Source organism: Bacillus sp. EB106-06-01-XG163, assembly GCF_058791615.1.
Genome location: NZ_JBYTDS010000004.1, coordinates 204506 through 226286, shown reverse-complemented (window position 1 = coordinate 226286; position 21781 = coordinate 204506). Strand labels below are relative to the sequence as shown.

Here is a 21781-nt window from a genome sequence, read left to right as displayed (position 1 = left end):
GGAATCGGGATGAATGAACAAATTCCGCATGATAAGGGTCTTGATAATAGTCTGGCTTTATTACGCGATGGATATGTATTTGTGAAAAACAGAGCGGAGAATTATCGCTCGGATGTGTTTCGCGCCCGTTTATTAGGGAAGACATTCATTTGTATGAGCGGAGCGGAAGCCGCAAAGCTTTTTTATGACACAGAACGATTTCAGCGGGAGCATGCCCTCCCCAAACGGGTGCAGAAAACGTTATTCGGAACAGGGGCAATCCAGTCAATGGACGGTGAACGGCATAAGCACAGGAAGCTTCTATTTATGTCGCTGATGACGCCGCCCCGGCAAAAACGGCTTGCGGAAGCGGTGGCAAAACAGTGGAAAGCATCTGCGGAAAAGTGGGAGGGTTCAAACCGAATTGTCCTTTTTGATGAAGCGAAGAAAGTGCTGTGCCGGGCTGCCTGTGAGTGGGCCGGCGTCCCGCTGAAAGACTCAGAAGTGAAAGAGCGGGCGGAGGATTTCACCGATATGGTAGACGCATTCGGCGCTGTCGGACCGCGTCATTGGAAAGGCAGAAGGGCGAGGCTGAAAACGGAGAAATGGATAGAGGAGGTCATTGAGGATGTGCGGTCCGGCAAGCTGCAAACGCCGGAGTGCTCAGCCTTGTATGAAATGGCTTTTCATACAGAACTTGACGGGAACAGACTTGATTCTCACATGGCTGCTGTTGAGCTGATTAATGTTCTGCGCCCGATTGCCGCCATTTCTTACTTCATTACGTTTTCAGCTCTTGCATTGCATGATTACCCTGAATATCGGGGCAAACTGGGATCGAGAGATGATCAGGAGGCTGAAAGATTTGCACATGAAGTTCGGCGGTATTACCCGTTTGCCCCGTTTTTAGGAGCCGTTGTGAAAAAAGATTTCGTATGGAAGAACTGTGAGTTTAAAAAGGGTGCATCCGTCATGCTTGACCTATATGGGACAAACCATGATTCCCGGCTTTGGGAGAATCCGAATGAATTTCGCCCGGAACGTTTTCAGGGGCGGGAGGAAAATAAATTTGATTTCATTCCCCAGGGCGGAGGTGATCCGGCTAACGGCCACCGCTGTCCGGGTGAGGGAATGACCGTGGAAGTCATGAAAACTTCCCTTGCGTTTCTTGCCAATGAAATAGAGTACGATGTTCCGTCCCAAGATTTGAGCTTCAGCCTGTCCAGAATGCCGGCATTGCCTGAAAGCGGATTCGTGATAAGTGATGTTAGACGCATATAGAACAAAAAACAGCCCTCTATCTTCATCCACAAGAGGGCTGTTTTGCTTTTACAGATGGTCCGGTTTTTTGGAATTCTGGTTTTTTCCCGCCTGCCGGTTTTTTTCGGCAAGCCGGTTCTTTTTCTGATTTACGGCGTTATTGTCCAACGGTTTTTTGTCATCATCTTTCATGCGGCAAAGCCTCCCTTCTGTCCGTTAGGATGCCCGCCCGCATTGAAATTATGGCTTCAGGAAAAAAATCGCGAGCGTGCCCGGCCCGGAGTGCGCGCCGATCGCAGAGCCGATTGAATGAAGAATGGTCTCTTTCGGATGGAACGCTTCTTCAATCATTTCCTTCATCCGAAGCGCCGTCTCCTCGTTATCTGCATAGCTGATCCCCACGGTTTGATCCGCCCAATCGCCGCCTTCTTCCTTCATCATGTCTATAATCCGTTTAAACAGTTTCTTCTGTCCGCGCAATTTTTCGAGCGGCACGAGCCTGCCGTCATCCACATGCAGAATCGGTTTGATGTTCAAAAGCCCCCCGACAAAAGCGGACGTTTTTGAAATTCTGCCGCCCCGCGCGAGATAAGCGACATCATCGACCGTAAATATATGTTTCATCCGTGCGCAAAAGCTCTTTACAGACGTTTCGATTTCTTGTATTGTATTCCCGTTAACACAGAGTGTTTGCGCGTGCATCACCGCGAGGCCGCAGCCCAATGAAGCGCATTTGGAATCTACAATCCGTAAATCAAAATCGGGAAATTCCTCTTTTACTTCATTGGCGATCATTACGGCCGTCTGATAGGTGCCGGAAAGACCTGAGGAAAAGGCGATGTATATCGCCGGGTCTCCCAGTTCCGCGTATTGTAAAAATACTTTTTTTATCGTATCCGGTGATGCCTGGGATGTTTTCGGAACTTTCCCGTCCCGCATCGCTTGAAATATATGATCCGCCTGAATGGTGACCGTGTCCTCATATTCGTTTCCGTCAAGTGTTACGTGCAGCGGAATGAACCCGATCCGGTTTTCTTCAATATAAGATTTCGGCAGGTCAGAGGCGCTGTCAGCAATAAGGTGAACTGTCATCATAATTCCCTTCTTTCCGATTGGTGAGAGTGATGCCAACTATATCATATAAATGTGGCAAAATAGTGTTCAAAACTTTATTTTAAGGGAAAAGCTAATAATGAAAATGAGCGGAGGAGCAAGCCATGGTACTAGAACAAGCAAAAAAATTAGCAATCGTCGTCATCGGCGCGTTTCTGTATGCGGCGGGACTGAATTTATTCCTGATACCGGCGAATGTATATGCCAGCGGTTTTACCGGTGTCGCCCAGCTGCTGTCAAGCGTCGTTGATCAATACGCCCCCTTTTATATTTCGACAGGAGTTCTCATGTTCCTCTTAAACATTCCCATCGGTGTGTTAGGGTGGCTGAAAGTCGGCAGATCATTCACTGTATACAGCATATTAAGCGTAGCGCTGACGTCCGTCTTTATGGGAATTCTCCCGGAAATGAGACTGTCGCACGATATTCTTCTGAATACCGTATTCGGAGGAGTCATCTCAGCTATCGGCATCGGTTTAACGCTGAAATTCGGCGCTTCGACAGGCGGTCTTGATATCGTGTCGATGGTGCTGGCCAAATGGAAGGATAAGCCGGTCGGCACATATTTCTTCATTTTGAACGGGATTATCATTTTGACGGCAGGATTATTGCAAGGATGGGAGAAAGCATTATATACCCTTGTCGCTCTGTATGTCACAACAAGGGTGATTGACGCCATTCACACCCGCCACATGAAACTGACCGCCATGATCGTTACAAAAAAAGCCGATGAAATCAAAGAAGCGATTTACGGGAAAATGGTCCGCGGCATTACGACGGTGCCGGCAAAAGGCGCTTACACAAACGAACAGAAAGAAATGATGATCATCGTCATCACGCGGTACGAATTGTATGACCTTGAGAAAATCGTGAAAGAAGTCGACCCGAAAGCCTTCACAAACATCGTGCAAACGACGGGGATCTTTGGTTTCTTCAGAAAAGACTGATAGGAGCGGATAGAATGAAGTGGCTGTTTGGCCTGTTATTACCGGTCATTTTACTGATCGGATGCAGCAGTCAATCCGGGCAGAAGGAGCCCGCTGAGGAGGTATCCGGAGAGATGAATGAACAGCAAGCGGAATTAGCCGTAAACCCTGTGCAGACGGATCAGCAGATCGAATTTCAGATGTCTTTAAAAAATAAGAGCGGCAGCCCGATCGATTTCACATTCAGCTCAGGGCAGAAATTCGAATTGACCGTACATGACCAACATCACAAAGAACTGTACCGCTATTCAAAAGACAAAATGTTTACTCAGGCGTTTCAGACTGTGACCTTAATGCCGAATGAAACGTATGACTTTTCAGATGTGTGGAAGAACGTGCCCGGTCCGGGAACATACACGGTGACGGTGACGTTTTTAGGGAAGTCCGATCAGATCGGAAAAAGACTGAAAACGGTAAAAACATTTGAAGTGAAATAAAAAAGCGGCGCCCTCGTCTAAACGGGGCGCCTTTTTTTATTGCAATTTCTCCAGCTGATCCTGAAATTGGTGCAGCTGCTGACGTTCTGCATCCGTCGAATTGGCGTACGCGGAAGACACGGCGTTTTTGGCGCGTGAGACAGCTTTTTCCTGATCGCCGTCCTCGAAACCGTTAGCAATCATGACGGCCTGCTGGACAAATGACTTGGCTTGAGAAAACAGTTCGTTTCTCATTAAAAGTCAACCTGCCTTTCAGCCGAATCTTTTGCTGCATCATGCTGTGCTTCCTCTAATGTAGACCGATATGGAAATCTTGCGTCATGAAGACTGACAGAGTCCTTGCCTTGCTGAATAAACCGTTTTGATTTGTTTCGTTTACCCATTGCAATGTCCCCCTTCCATATTTAGACGAGATGAGTCGTCTGTTTTAGTATGGGCGGAAGGCTTTGTGTTATGAGCGGCAAAACCTCACAGGGAGAAATAGGATTTTAAAAATTCGGCGATTCCGTCCGCTTCATTTGATCCCGTGACGCGGTCGGCGGCCTGTTTGACTTCATCCGTGCCATTTCCCATTGCTACGCCGCACCCGGCAAACCGGAGCATTTCAAGATCGTTGTCTTCGTCGCCGAACGCGATGATCCGTTCTCTCGGCACTTGGTAATAGTCGCTGATTTTCTTCAGGCCGACCGCTTTATTCATCCCGTGTTTAATGATTTCAATCACATGCCACGGAGCCGCCCATCTTCTGTGGTCAATGACCTCGGCGTGCACATCGGATAAATGCGCGCGTATGTCCGCGACGTCCTCTTCCTTCGCGTGAATCAATACGGACGTCACATCCTCCTTGACCGTTTCACGCAGATCGCCGAATGTGACATTCGCCGTATTCATATGAAACGCCTCAATTAAATGCTCATCATGATAATGGAAGTACACATCATCAATGACCTCAGCGAGCACATTATGTATTTGATAGGTCTCTGTAAGTTCGGCAAGCTGTCTGACCACATCGACCGATAAAGACGTGTGGTAGCGTCCCCATGATTCGTCTTTCGGGTGGTGGACAAATGCCCCGTTAAAATTGACAATCGGCGTTGTCAGCCCAAGCTCGTCATAATACATCGAACTGGAACGGAACGGGCGCCCGGTTGAGATGCAGACATGATGGCCCGCTTCTTTCAGCTTCTGAATCGTCCGTGCCGTTTCAGGGGAAATGGTTTTATCGTCTTTTAATAAAGTTCCATCCAGATCTAAGGCGATGAGATAAGGTTTTGTCTCCATAAATAACTCCTTTTGTCATATAATTTGCTGTTTTTCACTTATGTACAGTGTAGCTTTTTACCATCTTTATTGTCTACATGTTACACTTATGATTATGGTTATCCTAAGGAGGGAGTCAACGTGATTCTTATTGATCATCAAACCGTATCAGGCATTCCGTTTTTACATATTGTAAAAGAAGAAAATCGGGACCGTCCCGCTCCCCTTGTTTTCTTTATTCACGGTTTTACAAGCGCGAAGGAGCATAATCTTCATTTCGCTTACCTGCTTGCTGAAAAGGGCTTCAGGGCCGTGCTGCCGGAAGCTCTTTACCACGGTGAACGCGCTGAACAGCTGTCAGCAGAAGAGCTCGCCGTCCATTTTTGGGACATTGTATTAAATGAAATCGAGGAGCTTGACGTGCTGAAAAAGGATTTTGAAGCGCGCGGTCTGATTGAAGACGGGCGGATCGGTCTTGCGGGCACGTCAATGGGCGGAATTACGACATTCGGCGCGATGGCCGCGTATGATTGGGTCAAAGCCGGCGTCAGTCTGATGGGAAGCCCGAACTATACGGCATTTTTTCAGCAGCAGATTGACCACATTCAAAAGCAGGACATCGACATTGACGTCACAAAAGAACAGGTCGATGAACTGTTTGCGCGGCTCAAACCGTTCGATCTCAGTCTGGAACCGGAAAAACTCCGCAGCCGCCCGCTGCTGTTCTGGCACGGCGTTCAAGACAAAGTCGTTCCGTATGCACCGACCCGCGGCTTTTATGAAACGATTAAACCTCATTACAGCAGCCGGCCTGACCATCTTCAGTTTCTGAAAGACGAACGGGCTGATCATAAAGTCCCGAGATACGCCGTTTTAGAAACCGTCGCCTGGTTCGATAAGCATTTATAAAGCACAAAGGTGTTAACAAAACCCGCTTTTACGTTATACTGAGGAAAAAGGAGTGATGGAACGTGGAAGAAGCATTAAAAGAAAACATCATGGGCGCCTTGGAGCAGGTTGTTGACCCTGAGCTCGGCGTCGATATCGTCAATCTCGGCCTTGTATACGACGTTGATATGGATGACGACGGCCTGACGCACGTTACGATGACACTGACATCAATGGGGTGCCCGCTCGCTCCGATCATCGTCGACGAGGTGAAAAAAGCGCTCGCCGACATTCCGGATGTAAAAGAGACGGAGGTCCACATCGTCTGGAATCCGCCTTGGACAAGAGACAAAATGTCACGCTACGCAAAAATCGCATTAGGGATTCAGTAATAAGAAAATGCACCTCGGATTTTAGGTACATCCTAAAGTTTGGAGGTGCTTTTCTTTTGTCTGCATTTACAAGGAAAAAATCAACGCGAATAAGCGACAGTGAGGGTTTGTTTTGGATCGCAAACAAACCTTTAAATATAAAATTTCATATGAGGTTTATCTTTTTTGTAATAGGACAGTCTGTCTTGGAGTGTACCTGTGTGGAATTCAAATTTATGTCCATCGGGATCAGTAAAATAAATTGACTTTTGATCTTGCTTATCCCTAGGACGCCCATTTAATATACTTACATTTAGATTTTTTAGCCTTTGATGTATTGCATCAAAATCTTTTGGGTCAATTGTAAAGGCCATATGCGTATAAGATTTATGTATTTCATTTCTTGGTATAACAGAAAGGTTAAAATCAAAGATGTTGGAATAAGCCTACTCTGACAGGGATAAAAGCACTTGTTACACAAGATGAAAAACCAAGTAAGCATGCTGATGAAGGGCGTGCTCTTTTTGAGGCTTAAAAACTGGATGGATATTATATTAATAAAAAAATATTTCACTCTGATATGCACATGGATTACTAACAAAGTAAAATAAATACATAATTTACTGGAAATAACTTTTGTGAAGATAATATTATTTGAGTGCTCTTTTTTTGTGCAGGACAGAAAATTAAAAAATGAAGGAGGGGAGAGATGGTTAACAGGTGCTACTGTGTGAAATGTCCTAAAACCATTAAAAGTTCATATGAGTTATTGGTGTTCGGTCAAAAAAATGATCCTTTTATGCCTCTTACAGAATATTATGCAGACTGTGTTAAAAGATATTCTGTGAATACTGCTAAGTCATATTTAAATCGGTTAATGGAATTTTTCACATGGGTGGGAGTGGCAAGTACCAATCAATTACTTGAGATGAAGTGGAAATAGTAATCCTGAGATGGTCCGTGTGGCAGTGGAGTATTATTTAATGGATAAGTTAGGGTGTAAAGTTGCTGCGGAGGACTCTTATTTATATGTAAACCTCACTAGTAAGAGTCCATTAACTGTAAAGTCCTTTCTTTCTGCAACGAAATCATTTTATAAATTTGCTTGTAGAGCAAGGCTTTATAAATTTGATAACCCTTTAATTGATATTCAATCAGTTATTAATTCGGCATATTTTAATAAAAGTGGAGAACTTTTATTGGACTGTCAAACTGATTCCTCATGTTTCATTTCTCCTGCTCACACTTTTTCTACAGGTTATCTCAGTTTGAAAATCTTTGCAACAGAGCCCTGTTTGTGATGATAATGCTTCCACTTAAATAAATTTCACTTTTCCATACTGATCACGCACCTTTTTTAGAGTAATAGTAGTTCAGTATGTCCAAGATTTAGAGATTAATTGCAATTTTTCTTAAAAATTTTCGTGTCAAAACCCTAAAATATGCCATAAATATACAAATCCTCTTTACTAACCATAATGTTCCATGTTAATATCAACCATATAAGGGATATGAACAATGAAATCCTTTATTTATTATATTTAATCTCTTAATATATGAGATTAAATATTATTGATGAATATGAAGTGGGTAGTTAGTGTGCTATTATTCAGCTTCTCTTATGGAGGTGAACAACTTTGTCCTGCTTGGCAGGATAAAGTTTATGAAAGGAGGTGATAACTGTGCAATGGAAAAATCAAATGGAAAATCTTAATGCAGCTACCTATAATCCGGTAGGCAGTGTATTATCTGAATTGACAGATACTGAGATGGATACAGTAGCTGGCGGTGCTCAAGCGCTAGGCTTTACGGATGGTAATTGCCTTGCTACCATTACGGCTGATTGTACGCCTTGGATATGGGGATGTTAGTGCAATCTTAAGGAATACCTTACTTATTCTAGAGCAAGTTGATTCACAGTAGTAATAAGGGGGTGATAACTGTGCAATGGAAAAATCAAATGGAAAATCTTAATGCAGCTACCTATAATCCGGTAGGCAGTGTATTATCTGAATTGACAGATACTGAGATGGATACAGTAGCTGGCGGTGCTCAAGCGCTAGGCTTTACGGATGGTAATTGCCTTGCTACCATTACGGCTGATTGTACGCCTTGGATATGGGGATGTTAGTACAATCTTAAGGAATACCTTACTTTATTCTAGAGCAAGTTGATTCACAGTAGTAACGGAGTGGTGATCCGTTTAGGTTTGACATGGATTCTATCGGAGGGCATTCTGCTAATATTATCGAAGCATTGTAAATGGTGCTTGCTGAGTATATAGCTTGAATGCCCTCCGTTCCATGTAGTTGTGTCAATTATCTGCTTCTAAATTGGGATACAGCCGAGATACATGTAATTTTGAGTCATAAACTTAATTATATTTTCAAACTGACTTAAAATCAAGGTTTTCTCTATAAATTTTCAACGAAGTGTTTTCAATAGCTAACTAATGGATGATTAAGGTTAACCCATAATAGACAAATTCTTTAATAAAAATAGACAAAACAATATTTATAAGCTCACTAAATCGCCTCTAGAAATAAAAGTAAGTCTATGACCTATTTTTACACGTATCTCGGCTGTATACCTAAATTATAGAAAGGTTGTTTTATATAGTGATTAATACTAGTGAAAAGTTAAAATATTGGTCAAAATTTTTCTATGATAAAGAAGAGTATTTGGAAAAGAGCCTCAAAGAGGTGTCCAATCTAGAAGTTGGAACCATTATAAATTTGCAGAAAAATGATTTAACATGGAAATATCAGTGGGAAGAGTTGTTGAAAGGCTCGGTGGAAGACTACTTTTCTACTACTTCGCCCGTATTTTCGGGATTCGTTGAACGTTTTTTATTACTGGCTATTTATTTATTGGAAAAGCAGGGAACAATTCGTGGTTTAGATTCTCATATTTTACATACAAGTAATACTTTTTTTAAAAGTTTGCTACCTTCTTTATTCCAAAGAATCATAGATTTTAGTTACAAAACTTTAATATTGGAATTAAACGTATTGAGTGATCAGGGACTTCTACAAGGAGAAACTTCAGAAAAGAGGTACCAGTACTTTGAAAATTTGCTACATGACAAAGAGTATTTAAGACAATTGGCCAATGAATACCCTGAGTTAATTCGTTCATTGCTTCGTATAACTGAAAAATGGGCAGCCCATGTTAGTGAAGTGTTAAATAGGTTCACGTCTGACTATTCGAAAATTGTTTCACATATGCCTGAGGTCAAGCAGTTTGGCAAGCTTGTTCGGCTACATATTGGTGTAGGCGATACTCACGATGGACGAAGTGTAACGATGTTAGAGTTTACGACAGGATGCAAATTGGTATATAAACCCCGTTCACTAAAGGTTGATAAAGGATATTATCGAATTCTGTCGTGGATGCGACAGTTTGGTGTTCCGTATATGAAAATAATAGAAAATATAGATTGTGGAATTTACGGTTGGACAGAGTTTGTGGAGTTTTCTGAGTGCAAATCCATTGGAGAAATTAGTGAATTCTATAAAAATATGGGTGTAAACTTGGCTATGATGTACATGTTTAACGCTACGGACTTCCATTATGAGAATATTATTGCGCATGGATCTAGCCCTGTTGTAATAGATCTAGAATCTTTGTTTCATCGTCATATAAGTACGAAGAAATTTGAACATGACGCCAATGGTCATGCCTATGAAATTCTATATTATTCTGTTATGTCTTCTGGCATGTTACCACAGTATATTTATAACTCAGAGACGTACTCAGGTTTTGACATTAGCGGTATTTTTGGATCCGGTGGAAAAAAAGTACCAAATGCAGTGAGTCTCGTTGACAGAGGAACGGATCGAATGAGGTTAGAAAGAAGTATGGGGGAATCAGGAAAAACTCATAATCTTCCACATTATAATAACGAAGTTGTAGATAGTTATCGATATATTAATGACATTGAACAGGGTTTTGCTCAAGCATACAGGATTATGATGGAGAATAAGCACAGACTGAAAGAAATGATTCGAGAGTTTGATGACGTTAGAGTTAGAGTGATAGTGCGAAATACTAGAGCATATGGTGAACTAATGCGTACGCTATATCATCCTGATTTATTGCGAGACGAATTAGATCGTAAAGTTGTTTTGCATCGATTATGGTTGCAATGCTTAGCTGATCCTAAACATTTAAAATTTGTTCCCTACGAGATGTGCGATATTGAAGACGGGGATATCCCTATCTTTTACACCTGTCCGTCTGAAAGAGATGCTTGGGCATCTAATGGTGAACGAATTCCGCAGTTATTTGAGCAATCAGGTATAGACATTGTAATAAACAAAATCGATAAAATGGGCGAGAAGGACTTAAAAGAACAGTTGCAATTACTAAATATGTCTGTTTTAGCATCTAAGCCTGACCTTTATTCCTATCGTATTCCTGAAATTCAATTAAAAGATTCAAACGATGTGCTAGGGTCTAATTGGAAAGCTGAGTATGTCCGGTTAGCTACTTCAATTGGAGAAAGTTTGGTTCAATCGGCAATTATACCTTCGAATACTGCAGCTGATGATATAACATGGATTGGTTTAGTAGCCAGTGGTGATGATGAGAGAAAACTGAGACTAATTCCAGTAGGAAATGACCTTTATAATGGGAATGGTGGAATTGCTTTGTTTTTGGGTTATTTATCTGAACTGACTGCAAATAACCAATATAAAAATATGGCTCGAAAAGCATTGCAGCCGTTGTTAGAAATTATGAGGGATAAGTGCAGATCAAATGCTGTATCGTTAAACATTGGAGCATTTGAAGTTGGTAGCATTGGTGGTGGCGTATTTGTTACTTATCAGTTGTCACGCTTATGGAATGATGAAGAGTTACTACAAACTGTTAAAGAATACCTTCCTTATTATTGTGAACTCGTTGATAAAGACACCGCATTCGATTATATAGGTGGTGCAGCTGGAGCTATTGATATACTTTTACATATATATCATGGAACGGGTTGGACAGAGGCGCTGCAAGGTGCGGAGAAATGTGCGGAGCAATTGCTTCAGAATGCACAAACATTGCCAGATGGTAGTATGGCTTGGTTTACGACACCGAATCGTAAGCTCTATGTGGGGTATTCTCACGGCGTATCTGGAATTATTGCTTCATTATCATCGTTATACAGGGTAACTCAACGTGCAGAGTACATTGAATATATTGAAAAGGGATTACAGTATGAGCGTGCAAACTATTGTGCTGAATTGAAAAATTGGGTTACTCCTAATGATACTGCAAGGGTTACATGGTGTCATGGTGCGCCGGGCATATTATTATCTCGACTACGATTGTTGGAAAATGGATATTGGGATGCACATATTGATCAAGAAATTAATATTGCTCTTGAAACAACTCTTAAATTAGGTTTTGGGACAGAACCTGTTTATTGTCACGGCGATTTTGGACAATTAGAAATATTACTTTATGCTAATTCAGTTCTTGATCGTAATGAGGATACTATCAATGTTGTCAGAGCGTATCTGCTCAGACTTCTAAATGACCAACCATGGAATAACACGGGGGTCCATCGCGCTTTTGATATTAAAGGATTAATGGGTGGTCTGTCGGGTATTGGATTTGGTCTATTAAAGCAGGCATTTCCGGAAAAAGTTCCTAACATTTTAAACTTGGAGAATGATAAATTCTTCTCTGTTATTTCTGGATAAATTGTGTGATCATAAATCAAAGTAGAAGGGAGAGAATGTAATGGCTCGTCGGCGTGTACCGTATGTCGAGCAGATGCATCAGTCGGAATGTGGACTTTGTTGCCTTGCTATGATATCAGCCTACTATCAAAAGGAAGTTTCATTATCTAGACTACGTGAAAGGGCGGACGTTGGACGGGATGGTACAACACTATTGCAATTAAAGAGAATTGCTGAGAGCCTAGGCTTTGGTGTTAAAGCTTATCGCATTGAACATATTGATCAATTAAAGCAGGTTTCTTTACCAGCAATTCTACATTGGAACCAAGGTCATTTTGTAGTTCTTGAAAAGATAGATAACAATTATGCTCGTATTGTTGACCCACGTTTTGGAAGAATCAAGCTGTCATTTAAGAGCTTCAGCGAGCAATTTACTGGATTTTTGATGACAGTGAATTTAACAGAACGAATCGACGTTGAGAAAGATCAGAATGTTTGGTTAAGATCTTTAGTCTATGTAAAATCACATAAAAATCTGTTCGTATATGTTTTTCTTATTACACTGGCTTTGCAAGTCATAATAGTAGGTATGCCGTTATTCATGAAACATGTTATTGACGAAATTATGATTCCGAAAAATTCGAGTTTATCTATAACGGTTTTTATATCTATAATCAGCTTTCTACTTGCATACATGTTAATTACATTCGCGCGCAGTCGTGTTTTGGTTCGATTGCACAATGCTTTGGATTATGAGATGCAGACTAGCTTTTTCTCACATTTATTGAAGTTGCCTTTACCGTTCTTCTTATTACGTTCGTATGGGGACATGCTTTTTCGAATGAATAGCTTGGCCACAATCCGAAATCAGCTCTCAGGCACTCTGATTACAGGTATATTGGATGGCTTCATGTTATTTGTATTGTCTGGTTATATGTTGTTCATATCTCCATTGCTTGCGATGGTTGTATTTTTGCTGGTAAGCATAAATATTTTGTTGGTCATTTTCACTAAACGCTATGTAGCAGAGATTAATCAGCAACAAGTGGTGGCAACGACAGAGGTACAAGCTGTGCAGACAGAGATGTTGTACGGTATTATGGGAGTGAAAATATCAGGGACAGAACAGCAAGTTTACTCCCAATGGCTTAATAAATTCAAGCATTTATTGCAGGTGTACCGCCGTAAGGAAAATTTGAATAGCTACATTACAACAACTAGCAATGGATTGCAGTTTATGTCACCACTCATTGTGCTAAGCATCGGCGTTCTGTTAGTTGCTGGTAAATACAGTTCTGTGACGGTTGGTGAGCTTGTCTCATTTCAAGCAATTGCGACGCTACTTTTCACTACATCATCAAGTCTTATGAATACGATAAACTCATATATTCTTACGACTACTATTTTGAAAAGAACACATGACGTGCTGGAATCTCCAATTGAGCAGAATGAAGGTAAATTGCAAGTAAAAGTAAGAGGAGATATTAGACTATCACATGTCAGCTTCTCCTATTCAAAGTATAGTCCGAAGGTAATAATCGACATTTCTTTACATATAAAGCTAGGGCAGAAGATAGCCATTATTGGACAATCTGGTTCTGGGAAATCGACTTTAGCTTATTTGATGATTGGGTTATTTACACCAACCTCGGGGGAAATATACTATGATAATCATGAAACCTCGGATTTGGATATGCAATATGTGCGTAAACAGATGGGAATAGTGCCACAGGATATATCATTACTCAATCGTAGTATTTATGATAACATTGTGCTGCACCAGGATGGTGTAACTATGGATGAAGTAGTGCGGGTGGCAAAAGCAGCGAATATTCACGATGAAATTATGGCGATGCCGATGAAATATCAGACAGTTTTGGCTGAAATGGGAAGGAATATTTCAGGAGGGCAAAGACAACGAATAGCTTTGGCTAGGGCACTACTTAATAATCCAACCGTACTAGTATTGGATGAAGCAACGAGCGCTTTGGATCATATAAGTGAAGCGCGGGTAGATGAATATTTATCTAGTATTCATTGTACACGAATAGTGATAGCCCATCGGTTATCGACGGTGATGAATAGCGACATGATCATTGTTTTGGAGAATGGGAAGGTTTGCGATGTAGGAAATCACAGTCAGTTGTTACATACTTCAAATTATTATCAATATTACTATAAAGAAATGAGTTCATAGCTGATTTTTCTTTACAGGCTGTTATTAATGAATTCATGAAATGAGGCTGTACTTATATTGTAAGGGAGTGGGACAATTGAAAACGGTACTATCGGTGCAACACCTAACGAAAGAAATCAAGGGCAAGTTGATTGTGCAAGACATATCATTCGATGTGGTAGAGGGAGAGATTATTGGACTACTTGGTGCGAACGGAGCGGGCAAGACAACCACTATGAAGATGATAGTTGGTCTAAGCACAATAAGTGCCGGGGACGTGCAGATTGCAGGTTACAGTATTAAGAGTCAGTTTTCTAAAGCACTCTTCAATGTAGGGGCAGTGATTGAAGCACCTGCATTCTATCCTTATTTGAGTGGATACGAAAATTTACGTCAATATCAGCGCTTGCACAGAAATGCGAGTAAGGATTGGTTGCTGGAGGTAGCAAGGCTAACCGGTATAGAACATGCGCTTAAGCAGCGAGTAGGCACGTACTCTATGGGAATGAAACAACGCTTGGGAATTGCACAAGCACTACTGCGAAAGCCAAAGTTGCTTGTGTTAGATGAGCCGATGAATGCACTTGATCCTTCTGGTGTCCGTGAAACCCGGAACTATTTAAATAGAATTGCGGCAGAGTTGGGCGTAGCAATTGTGATTTCCAGTCATCAACTGTCTGAGATTGAGCAGATGGCACGCCGAGTGGTTATTATGCAGAATGGCTGCTTAGTGACAGAGCAGCGGATTGATGATGGGTTAGATGATGGGGAATTCTGTATCACTCTCCACATTGATAATGTTGAGCTTACAAGCGAAGTTGTGGTTAACTTGTTTGGGGATGATTATCATGCATTGGATTATATGCAGACACAGAAACTATCTAACGGTTTGCATGCTATGACAGTAGCTATTGATGAAGGTCAAGTTCCAAAGCTGATTCGAGCATTGTGTGATGCCGGGGTGGAAGTTCATCGGGTGTTGTCGGCACATACGAGTTTAGAGGATAAGTTTTTAAAATGGACAACTGCGAGCGGTGAGGTGAGTTAAATTGTTATGGAATGAATGTTTGAAGATATTGAATAAAAGAATCTTTATTCTTTCACACATTGGTTTTATTGTGATGACGGTACTGTTCTCTTGGGCATACACCAGTAATCTCAAGGCTGATGATACGGCGGCTCAAATGGTAAATGCTTTGCTTGGCCTATCGGGAATGCTTGTTATTCTACCTTGGGCGATTGTTTTATCACCTCTTATTTGGACGGATGAGTATCAATATGGTACTCTGAAACAACTGTTCCTGCATACGTCCTCGCGCTCACGGTTGTATGTTGCAAAAATTGCTGCGATGATTTTGCTCATCATTACGAGTGTTGTTAATATATTCATTGTTTCTTTGTTAGTGAATCTTCTGGTGGCTCCAAAAAACATACAATGGGGCGACATGACGGATGTTATATTCTCTATCGGAGCAATCGTATTGCAATGTTGCCTATATGCAAGTCTAGCATCCTTGATTGGCGTGTGGACGAGATCAGCTGCTATCGCAGTAGGCGGTAGCTTAGTGCTATACTTTTCACAAATGATATTTGGAGGTAGTCTCTTATCTACATCATGGACACACATTCTATTCATTCATCATGATGATTTAAGTGTTTATTGGAGCACGTCACAATATAAATCGGAATTAGTTGGCTTACCTATATCGTTAGCGATAGATATCGCCTATATTTTGTTTTTCTTTGCAATTGGATTATGGTTGTTCGTCAAAGAGAGAGGAGCAGACTAAACATAAAACGGAGCTAAGAATGAGCAAAATAGGATACAGTTATGTCATTTATGGCGATACTCGGGACAACTGTATGGAAGACAAAATAATGAATGTGAAACTGAAAGTAGCCAATAATGATAAGTGACAATTGATTACGCCAGTCCAATAAACCAGCAGCAGTCTAGGACTTTATTTTTGTCAAAGACTACCGTTGGTTTAAATTGTTGCGAAACTAGGCGTTGCATACAGAAAGAAGAATATAAACCCAGAGTTACAAGAGTTTTTGAAAATAGCGAAAGGCAAGGCGATGAACACATTTACAAAATGACGAGAAAAGTGACAAAATTGTAAGATTACACGAATGTTTGTAAGGAAGTTCGATGTTTTCCTTTTTCTTTTTTTATTATAATGAAAAAAAAGAAAGAAGAAGGAGATGGAAATGTCATACTCATGGTGATACCTATTTTTATGAAAGTAAAAAAAGCGTGGGAGGGGAAATAAGATGTTTTCTCAGCTCGCGTTTAAAAACCTTAGTCGAAATATACGTACGTATGCCGCTTATTTTTTAAGTGAAAACGTCATGTTAGAGTAAGAAACAGTACATTCACATATTTAAGAAGTAGTTAAGTCTCATTTAAACCTTTTTTCCATAATAAAATTATAAACGTACAAGAAGGTTGGTATTTTTAGATGAGTACAATAATCAAAACTATTCATGTAATGAAGGTATATGGCAATCAGTTATACACCTTACTATAAAGGAGGGATTTGAAAATGTCTTTTTCTCAATTCAATATCGATATTTTTCGAGCAATTAATGATTTAGGTAAACAATATTCATTCCTAAACTCAGCCATGGTATTTTTAGCAGAATATATGGTATATATTTTGGCTTTTATTATTATAGCTTATTGGTTTACCGGATCCAGAAAAAGTAGGATGATGGTTATTCAAGCGATGGTTGCTTTTGTGATTGCTGAGGTGATTGGAAAAATAGCAGGGAAATTTCATTTGAATTATCAACCGTTTGCAGTATTGCCTGATGTTAATAAACTTGTCGATCATGCTGTAGATAATTCATTTCCTAGTGACCATACGATTCTCTTTTTTTCGATTTGTTTTTCGTTTTGGCTTGTTCGTAAAAAGACTGGATGGTTATGGCTTATACTTGCATTTTGTGTAGCGATCTCTCGTATTTGGGTAGGGGTTCATTATCCTAGTGATGTTGCAATAGGGGCTTTAATAGGGGGTGTTTCAGCGTTATTTTCGTATTGGTTAGTACCGAAATTTTCTTTTATCAAGCAATTGCTTACTCTATATGAAAGAGTAGAGAAACGTGTTTTACCATCCAAAAACAAATCAAAGGAATTTTGAGTATACAAGTTAGCGTGAAAAATACAGATGCTGACGACCTATATATGGGATGTATTCATGTTGCAGGTCTCTTTTCTTTAAAAAGTAAAAGTTAATTAATTCCAAAATATACAATAAAAGTTTATTTTGGATTTTTTGTTTTCTTCACTTTTTTTCGGCATTCTACAGCTAGATGGCAATTTCTTTAGTGTTTAAATTGATGTTAGGCAGCGTTTCAAACAAATAATGAATATAATGATAGGGACTTAGATTGTTCTCTTTTGCAGTTTCCACCACACTATACATGATGGCACTTCCTCTAGCACCTCACGGTTTATTTTAGAACATCCAATCCTTCCTCCCGATCACAAAAGGGTACTGACGGCAAAACGCGGATTTTGTACGTTAATATATTTTCTAGGAGATGAAGCCCTGATTTTTATAGGGTTCTGTTGCGAAGTTTTGTTAAGGTTAAGTGGTGCCAACAAAAAGTTGTACATTTATGCGATTGTTAGTAGCTCCTGTAATTCATTGTATGTCGAAAAACCGAAGTCTGAGCCAAGACTTCGGTTTCGTTTATATTTCTCTTAATTTGTTAAATGCGCAAAGTAATGCTGGTGCTTTGTCTGCAGTGAGAACCGCTGGTTTTCCAAACGTTTTAACTAATCTTTTCTTAAAGGCATAGGCAGCCTGATGATCCCGTTTTTTTACGAAGTTGAATATCCAATGTGTACCCGTCTTTATCAATTGTGCGATATAAATAACACCATTTTCCTTTGACTTTTATATAGGTTTCATCTAGTTTTCAAGATAATTGAACGTTTTTATTTTTCTTCTTCCAAATTTGATAGATAAGGTTTCCATATTCATGAACCCAGCGCATGATGGTTGTTGGGTGAACCGAAACACTACGCTCTTTCAAGATTTCGGGTACATCACGATAGCTTAAAGAGAAAAACGGTAGTAGTACCCGACGGCTACCAAAATAATATCCTTTTTAAACGGTTTCCCTTTAAAATACCCCATATATCATTCTTCTGCTGCTCACACTTTTTCTACAGGTTATCTCAGTTTAAAAATCTTTGCAACAGAACCGAAAACACCAATTGTATGTTGAATAGAAAATAGAATGTTATAAATCAATAAACAATCAATGTAACAAAAAGACAGAAGTTTTATATTGTGACAAATTATTTTTGGGACAGTATTTTGTTACATCTGATTTCAATACAATCTAGTTTAGAATTTAAAAGGAAAAAACGGACGTGAGGCATGATATAATAGACCGGCTGCATGCGAGGGAGGAATCCATGAAGAAAAAATTACTTCTCATTATCCTTAGCATTCTTGTTTATACGGCGCTGTTCGCTGTTTCCGCTTTTCACAAAGAGCCGGTGCAGCAGGCAGGGACAATGACGGATGTCAGCCGCCTCATGCCCGTGAAAATTAAGCAGACGGTCAAAGGAAAAGAGAAAGAAACATTGGTCGAAACCATTAAGGAAGCAAAGAGAAAGCATCTTAAGATCTCAATCGCAGGCGCCCAGCACTCAATGGGCGGCCAGACGTATTATGAAGACGGTATCGTTCTCGACATGACGGGCTACAACAAAATACTCGGTCTCGACCGAAAGAAAAAAATCATCAGAGTGCAGGCGGGAGCGACGTGGAATGATATTCAGCGCTATGTCAATCCGTACGGGCTCGCGGTAAAAGTCATGCAATCGCAAAACATTTTTACGATCGGCGGCTCACTGAGCGCCAACGCCCACGGCCGGGATATCCGGTACGGTTCGCTGATTGATACGGTCAAATCGTTTCATCTTTTAAAGGCGGACGGCAAAGTCATCACCGTTACTCCGAAAGATGACCTGTTTTCAGCCGTCATCGGCGGCTACGGCCTGTTCGGCGTCATCCTGGACGCGGATATTGAGCTGACGGATGATGAGCTTTATGAAATGAAAACGAAACGCATGAACGCTGATACATACAGTCAATATTTTACGCAGCATGTTCAGCGCAACCCCGCCGTGCGCATGCATCTCGCGCGGATCGCAACAGGGGATAAAGGCTTTTTGCACGATATGTATGTGACTGATTACACACTCTCAGACAACCAGAAAGAATTAAAGCGGCACAATGAACTGAAAGAAGATGAGCATCCGGCGCTGACGAAATTCGCGCTCGGCCTCTCCCGCCGGTATGACTGGGGAAGAAATTGGTTCTGGTCAACCCAGCAGTCTTATTTTCTCAGACAAAACGGTGTGAAAGTCTCCAGGAACAATGTCATGCGGTCAGAATCGAAATTTTTGGAATATGAAAACACGGACAACACCGATGTGCTACAAGAATACTTCGTGCCCGTCGGCGAATTTGCGCCGTACATTCATGATTTACGCAAGACGCTGTCACATGAAGATCTCAACCTCGTAAATATTACGATCCGCTACGTGCAAAAAAATGAAAAAGCCGATCTGTCATACGCAAAGGAAGACATGTTTTCACTCGTTCTTTTAATCAATGAAGGGTTTTCAACAGACAGCCAGGCGAGTGCGGCGCGGATTGTCAGAAAAATGACGGATACGGCATTGCGCCACCGCGGCAGTTATTATCTCCCGTATATGCTGTATCAAACGAAAGAGCAGATGCGCGAGGCATATCCGAAAAGCGATATGTTCTTTCAGAAAAAACACAAATATGATCCGGATGACTTGTTTATGAATTATTTTTATCAGAGGTACAAATCATGAAACACAACCATTTAAAATGGCTGATCCTGTCACAGAGCAGTGTCTTTTTTGCCGGCAGCCTGATCTTTCCGTTTTATATTTTATTTATTAAAAACATCGGTTCCAGCTACACGCAATTCGGTCTCTCATACGGCTTGTTCGGCTTGAGCGGCGCATTGATTCATCCGCTGCTCGGCCGGCTGTCGGCAAGACTGGATTCCCGCTGGTTCCTTATGGCAAATTCGTGGGGGATGGCGGTGCTTCTTCTGACGCTCCCGCACATTACCGGCGTGCACCAGGTTTATGTTGTGCAGGTGCTTTTGGGCCTGTTCGGCGCGATGCAAAAACACGGCGAGAAAATCATGATCGCCGATTACACCGACGGCGGGGAGCGGGGAAAAAAAGTCGGCAGCTATCATTTCTGGACGGCCGTATTTTCAGCTGCCGCCATTATTCTCGGCGGGTTTCTCGCTGATTTCTTTACGGTTTATATTATCTTTTACGCCAGCTCCGTGCTGTTTTTTATAAGCGGGCTGATGATGCTGAAAAAAACAGGCTGATCCGATCAGCCTGTTTTTCTTATGCCCCCCCCTCGATCGAGAGGGGGTTTTTTGTCAGCGAAAACAGATGGAAAATGAATGAAAAAATATTAAATATACAATTGAATTAATTTTTATTCATGTTATAATGTTAAATAATTTCACAAAAACCAAGAAGGTGAACCCGTTGAAAATAGGTATTATAGGCGCGACTGGTTATGGAGGCGCCGAACTTGTCAGGATTCTTAACCATCACCCTTATGCAGAAGATTGTATATTATATTCATCGAGCGACGAAGGAAAAGAATATGCCGCTTCATATCCGCATTTGAGGAATATAGCGTCACAATCACTTCGGCCGCTTCATATAGAAACGATCCGAAACGAAATTGATGTCATGTTCATAGCCGCGCCGCCCGGCGTTTCCGGAGAGTGGTCGCCCAAGCTGGCGGAGGCGGGTATCCCGGTCATTGATCTATCCGGCGATCTGCGGATTCAAAACCCGGCCGTGTATGAAAAGTGGTATAAGCGGAAGGCCGCTCCGAAAGGAACGATTCAAAGCGCGGTTTACGGTTTAGCTGAACTGCAAAAAGAAGAGATTCAGACTGCAAAGCTGATTGCCAATCCGGGATGTTTTCCGACGGCTGTGCTGCTCGGGCTCGCCCCGCTGGCGAAGAATAAGCTTTTACAAGATTCATTTCTGATTGTTGATGCGAAAACGGGCGTATCCGGCGCCGGCCGAAAAGCATCCATGGGCACTCATTATTCTGAGCTGAATGATAATTTCAAAATTTATAAGGTTAATGAGCATCAGCATACTCCGGAAATTGAACAGCAATTAGCGGCTTGGCAGCCCGGCACAGGCCCGATCACGTTTTCCGCACATTTGGCGCCGATGACAAGGGGCATTATGGCGACGATGTATACGGAGGCTCCTCCGGGTATGTCTGCTGCACAGGTAAGAGAATTGTATTCCGAATTCTACAAAGATTCATATTTTGTCAGAATCAGGCCGGAAGGTGAATTTCCGGCGACGAAAGAGGTATACGGCAGCAATTTTTGTGATATCAGTGTCACCGTGGATGAAAGAACAAACCGTGCCACCATCGTTTCTGTCATAGATAATCTGATGAAAGGCGCCGCAGGGCAGGCGGTTCAAAATTTAAATATCATGAATGGCTGGCAGGAAGAAACGGGACTTACGATGACGCCAGTCTATCCATAGAACGAAAGAGGGATTCAAAAA

20 protein-coding genes and 3 pseudogenes are annotated in these 21781 nt (G+C 41.4%); 15 read left to right on the top strand and 8 right to left on the bottom strand.

The genetic code is table 11. The annotated features are described in order from the left end of the window. Nucleotides 1-9 precede the first annotated feature (9 nt). Nucleotides 10-1260: a CYP152 family fatty-acid peroxygenase CypC gene (gene cypC / locus AC3WTF_RS07080; protein WP_023842861.1), complete on the top strand. Its 1251-nt coding sequence runs from the start codon at nucleotides 10-12 to the stop codon at nucleotides 1258-1260. 48 nt (nucleotides 1261-1308) lie between these two features. Here cypC and AC3WTF_RS07075 read toward each other — a convergent pair whose 3' ends face one another. Further along, the gene (locus tag AC3WTF_RS07075) at nucleotides 1309-1431 is read right to left on the bottom strand and encodes a DUF3941 domain-containing protein (RefSeq protein WP_003155105.1); all 123 of its coding nucleotides are present in this window, start codon (nucleotides 1429-1431) and stop codon (nucleotides 1309-1311) included. A 48-nt stretch (nucleotides 1432-1479) separates the two neighbouring features. Continuing rightward, nucleotides 1480-2331: a DegV family protein gene (locus AC3WTF_RS07070; RefSeq protein WP_020955621.1), complete on the bottom strand. Its 852-nt coding sequence runs from the start codon at nucleotides 2329-2331 to the stop codon at nucleotides 1480-1482. Nucleotides 2332-2456: 125 nt separating this feature from the next. Here AC3WTF_RS07070 and AC3WTF_RS07065 point away from each other — a divergent pair, with 125 nt between their 5' ends. Both AC3WTF_RS07065 and AC3WTF_RS07060 read left to right on the top strand, forming a co-directional pair. Then, nucleotides 2457-3299 (top strand): YitT family protein, encoded by an 843-nt coding sequence (locus AC3WTF_RS07065; protein ID WP_007409143.1) that lies wholly within the window; start codon nucleotides 2457-2459, stop codon nucleotides 3297-3299. 14 nt (nucleotides 3300-3313) lie between these two features. Then, nucleotides 3314-3775 (top strand): BsuPI-related putative proteinase inhibitor, encoded by a 462-nt coding sequence (locus AC3WTF_RS07060; protein WP_007409142.1) that lies wholly within the window; start codon nucleotides 3314-3316, stop codon nucleotides 3773-3775. Between the two features lie 36 nt (nucleotides 3776-3811). Here AC3WTF_RS07060 and AC3WTF_RS07055 read toward each other — a convergent pair whose 3' ends face one another. From AC3WTF_RS07055 to AC3WTF_RS07045, 3 genes are all read right to left on the bottom strand, one after another. Continuing rightward, complete coding sequence (locus tag AC3WTF_RS07055) at nucleotides 3812-4009, bottom strand: DUF3813 domain-containing protein (RefSeq protein ID WP_003155097.1); 198 nt, start codon at nucleotides 4007-4009, stop codon at nucleotides 3812-3814. Beyond that, nucleotides 4009-4158 (bottom strand): hypothetical protein, encoded by a 150-nt coding sequence (locus AC3WTF_RS07050; protein WP_003155094.1) that lies wholly within the window; start codon nucleotides 4156-4158, stop codon nucleotides 4009-4011. Before AC3WTF_RS07050 ends, AC3WTF_RS07055 begins: the two co-directional genes overlap by 1 nt. An 85-nt stretch (nucleotides 4159-4243) precedes the next feature. Further along, nucleotides 4244-5056: a Cof-type HAD-IIB family hydrolase gene (locus AC3WTF_RS07045; protein WP_007409141.1), complete on the bottom strand. Its 813-nt coding sequence runs from the start codon at nucleotides 5054-5056 to the stop codon at nucleotides 4244-4246. Nucleotides 5057-5176: 120 nt separating this feature from the next. Here AC3WTF_RS07045 and AC3WTF_RS07040 point away from each other — a divergent pair, with 120 nt between their 5' ends. Next, nucleotides 5177-5944, top strand: a complete 768-nt coding sequence (locus AC3WTF_RS07040; RefSeq protein WP_007409140.1) for a prolyl oligopeptidase family serine peptidase — start codon at nucleotides 5177-5179, stop codon at nucleotides 5942-5944. A gap of 62 nt (nucleotides 5945-6006) precedes the next feature. Then, entirely contained in the window at nucleotides 6007-6315 is a 309-nt protein-coding gene (locus tag AC3WTF_RS07035; RefSeq protein WP_003155088.1) for a metal-sulfur cluster assembly factor, read from the top strand. A 131-nt stretch (nucleotides 6316-6446) separates the two neighbouring features. Here the strand turns inward: AC3WTF_RS07035 and AC3WTF_RS07030 are convergent. Then, a pseudogene (locus AC3WTF_RS07030) lies at nucleotides 6447-6704 on the bottom strand (VOC family protein); the annotation flags it as partial. Nucleotides 6705-7976: 1272 nt separating this feature from the next. Between AC3WTF_RS07030 and AC3WTF_RS07025 the strand changes: the two are divergent. From AC3WTF_RS07025 to AC3WTF_RS06995, 7 genes are all read left to right on the top strand, one after another. Beyond that, the gene (locus tag AC3WTF_RS07025; RefSeq protein WP_047935577.1) at nucleotides 7977-8165 is read left to right on the top strand and encodes a plantaricin C family lantibiotic; all 189 of its coding nucleotides are present in this window, start codon (nucleotides 7977-7979) and stop codon (nucleotides 8163-8165) included. Between the two features lie 71 nt (nucleotides 8166-8236). Then, nucleotides 8237-8425, top strand: coding sequence for a plantaricin C family lantibiotic (locus tag AC3WTF_RS07020; protein ID WP_047935577.1), 189 nt, complete (start codon nucleotides 8237-8239; stop codon nucleotides 8423-8425). Nucleotides 8426-8912: 487 nt separating this feature from the next. Further along, the gene (locus AC3WTF_RS07015) at nucleotides 8913-11990 is read left to right on the top strand and encodes a type 2 lanthipeptide synthetase LanM family protein (RefSeq protein WP_047935578.1); all 3078 of its coding nucleotides are present in this window, start codon (nucleotides 8913-8915) and stop codon (nucleotides 11988-11990) included. 40 nt (nucleotides 11991-12030) lie between these two features. Next, entirely contained in the window at nucleotides 12031-14166 is a 2136-nt protein-coding gene (locus AC3WTF_RS07010) for a peptidase domain-containing ABC transporter (protein ID WP_047935579.1), read from the top strand. A gap of 76 nt (nucleotides 14167-14242) precedes the next feature. Next, a complete protein-coding gene (locus tag AC3WTF_RS07005; protein WP_047935581.1) occupies nucleotides 14243-15193 on the top strand; it encodes an ABC transporter ATP-binding protein in 951 nt (316 codons plus the stop codon). Between the two features lies 1 nt (nucleotide 15194). Beyond that, nucleotides 15195-15935 (top strand): ABC transporter permease, encoded by a 741-nt coding sequence (locus AC3WTF_RS07000; RefSeq protein WP_047935582.1) that lies wholly within the window; start codon nucleotides 15195-15197, stop codon nucleotides 15933-15935. Nucleotides 15936-16691: 756 nt separating this feature from the next. Beyond that, nucleotides 16692-17291 carry an undecaprenyl-diphosphatase gene (locus AC3WTF_RS06995; RefSeq protein WP_047935583.1) on the top strand — a complete coding sequence of 200 codons (600 nt, stop codon included), beginning with the start codon at nucleotides 16692-16694 and terminating at the stop codon, nucleotides 17289-17291. A 95-nt stretch (nucleotides 17292-17386) separates the two neighbouring features. Here AC3WTF_RS06995 and AC3WTF_RS06990 read toward each other — a convergent pair. Continuing rightward, a pseudogene (locus AC3WTF_RS06990) lies at nucleotides 17387-17645 on the bottom strand (transposase domain-containing protein); the annotation flags it as partial. 207 nt (nucleotides 17646-17852) lie between these two features. Next, nucleotides 17853-18296 (bottom strand): annotated as a pseudogene (locus AC3WTF_RS06985) (IS6 family transposase); the annotation flags it as partial. A 284-nt stretch (nucleotides 18297-18580) separates the two neighbouring features. On the opposite strand from AC3WTF_RS06985, the gene AC3WTF_RS06980 reads away from it, so the two are divergent. From AC3WTF_RS06980 to argC, 3 genes are all read left to right on the top strand, one after another. After that, a complete protein-coding gene (locus AC3WTF_RS06980) occupies nucleotides 18581-20017 on the top strand; it encodes an FAD-binding oxidoreductase (protein ID WP_047935585.1) in 1437 nt (478 codons plus the stop codon). Further along, nucleotides 20014-20556 (top strand): MFS transporter, encoded by a 543-nt coding sequence (locus AC3WTF_RS06975; protein ID WP_012117271.1) that lies wholly within the window; start codon nucleotides 20014-20016, stop codon nucleotides 20554-20556. The genes AC3WTF_RS06980 and AC3WTF_RS06975 overlap by 4 nt, the downstream gene beginning before the upstream one ends. 166 nt (nucleotides 20557-20722) lie before the next feature. Beyond that, nucleotides 20723-21760, top strand: a complete 1038-nt coding sequence (gene argC / locus AC3WTF_RS06970) for an N-acetyl-gamma-glutamyl-phosphate reductase (protein WP_042635047.1) — start codon at nucleotides 20723-20725, stop codon at nucleotides 21758-21760. Nucleotides 21761-21781: the final 21 nt, after the last annotated feature.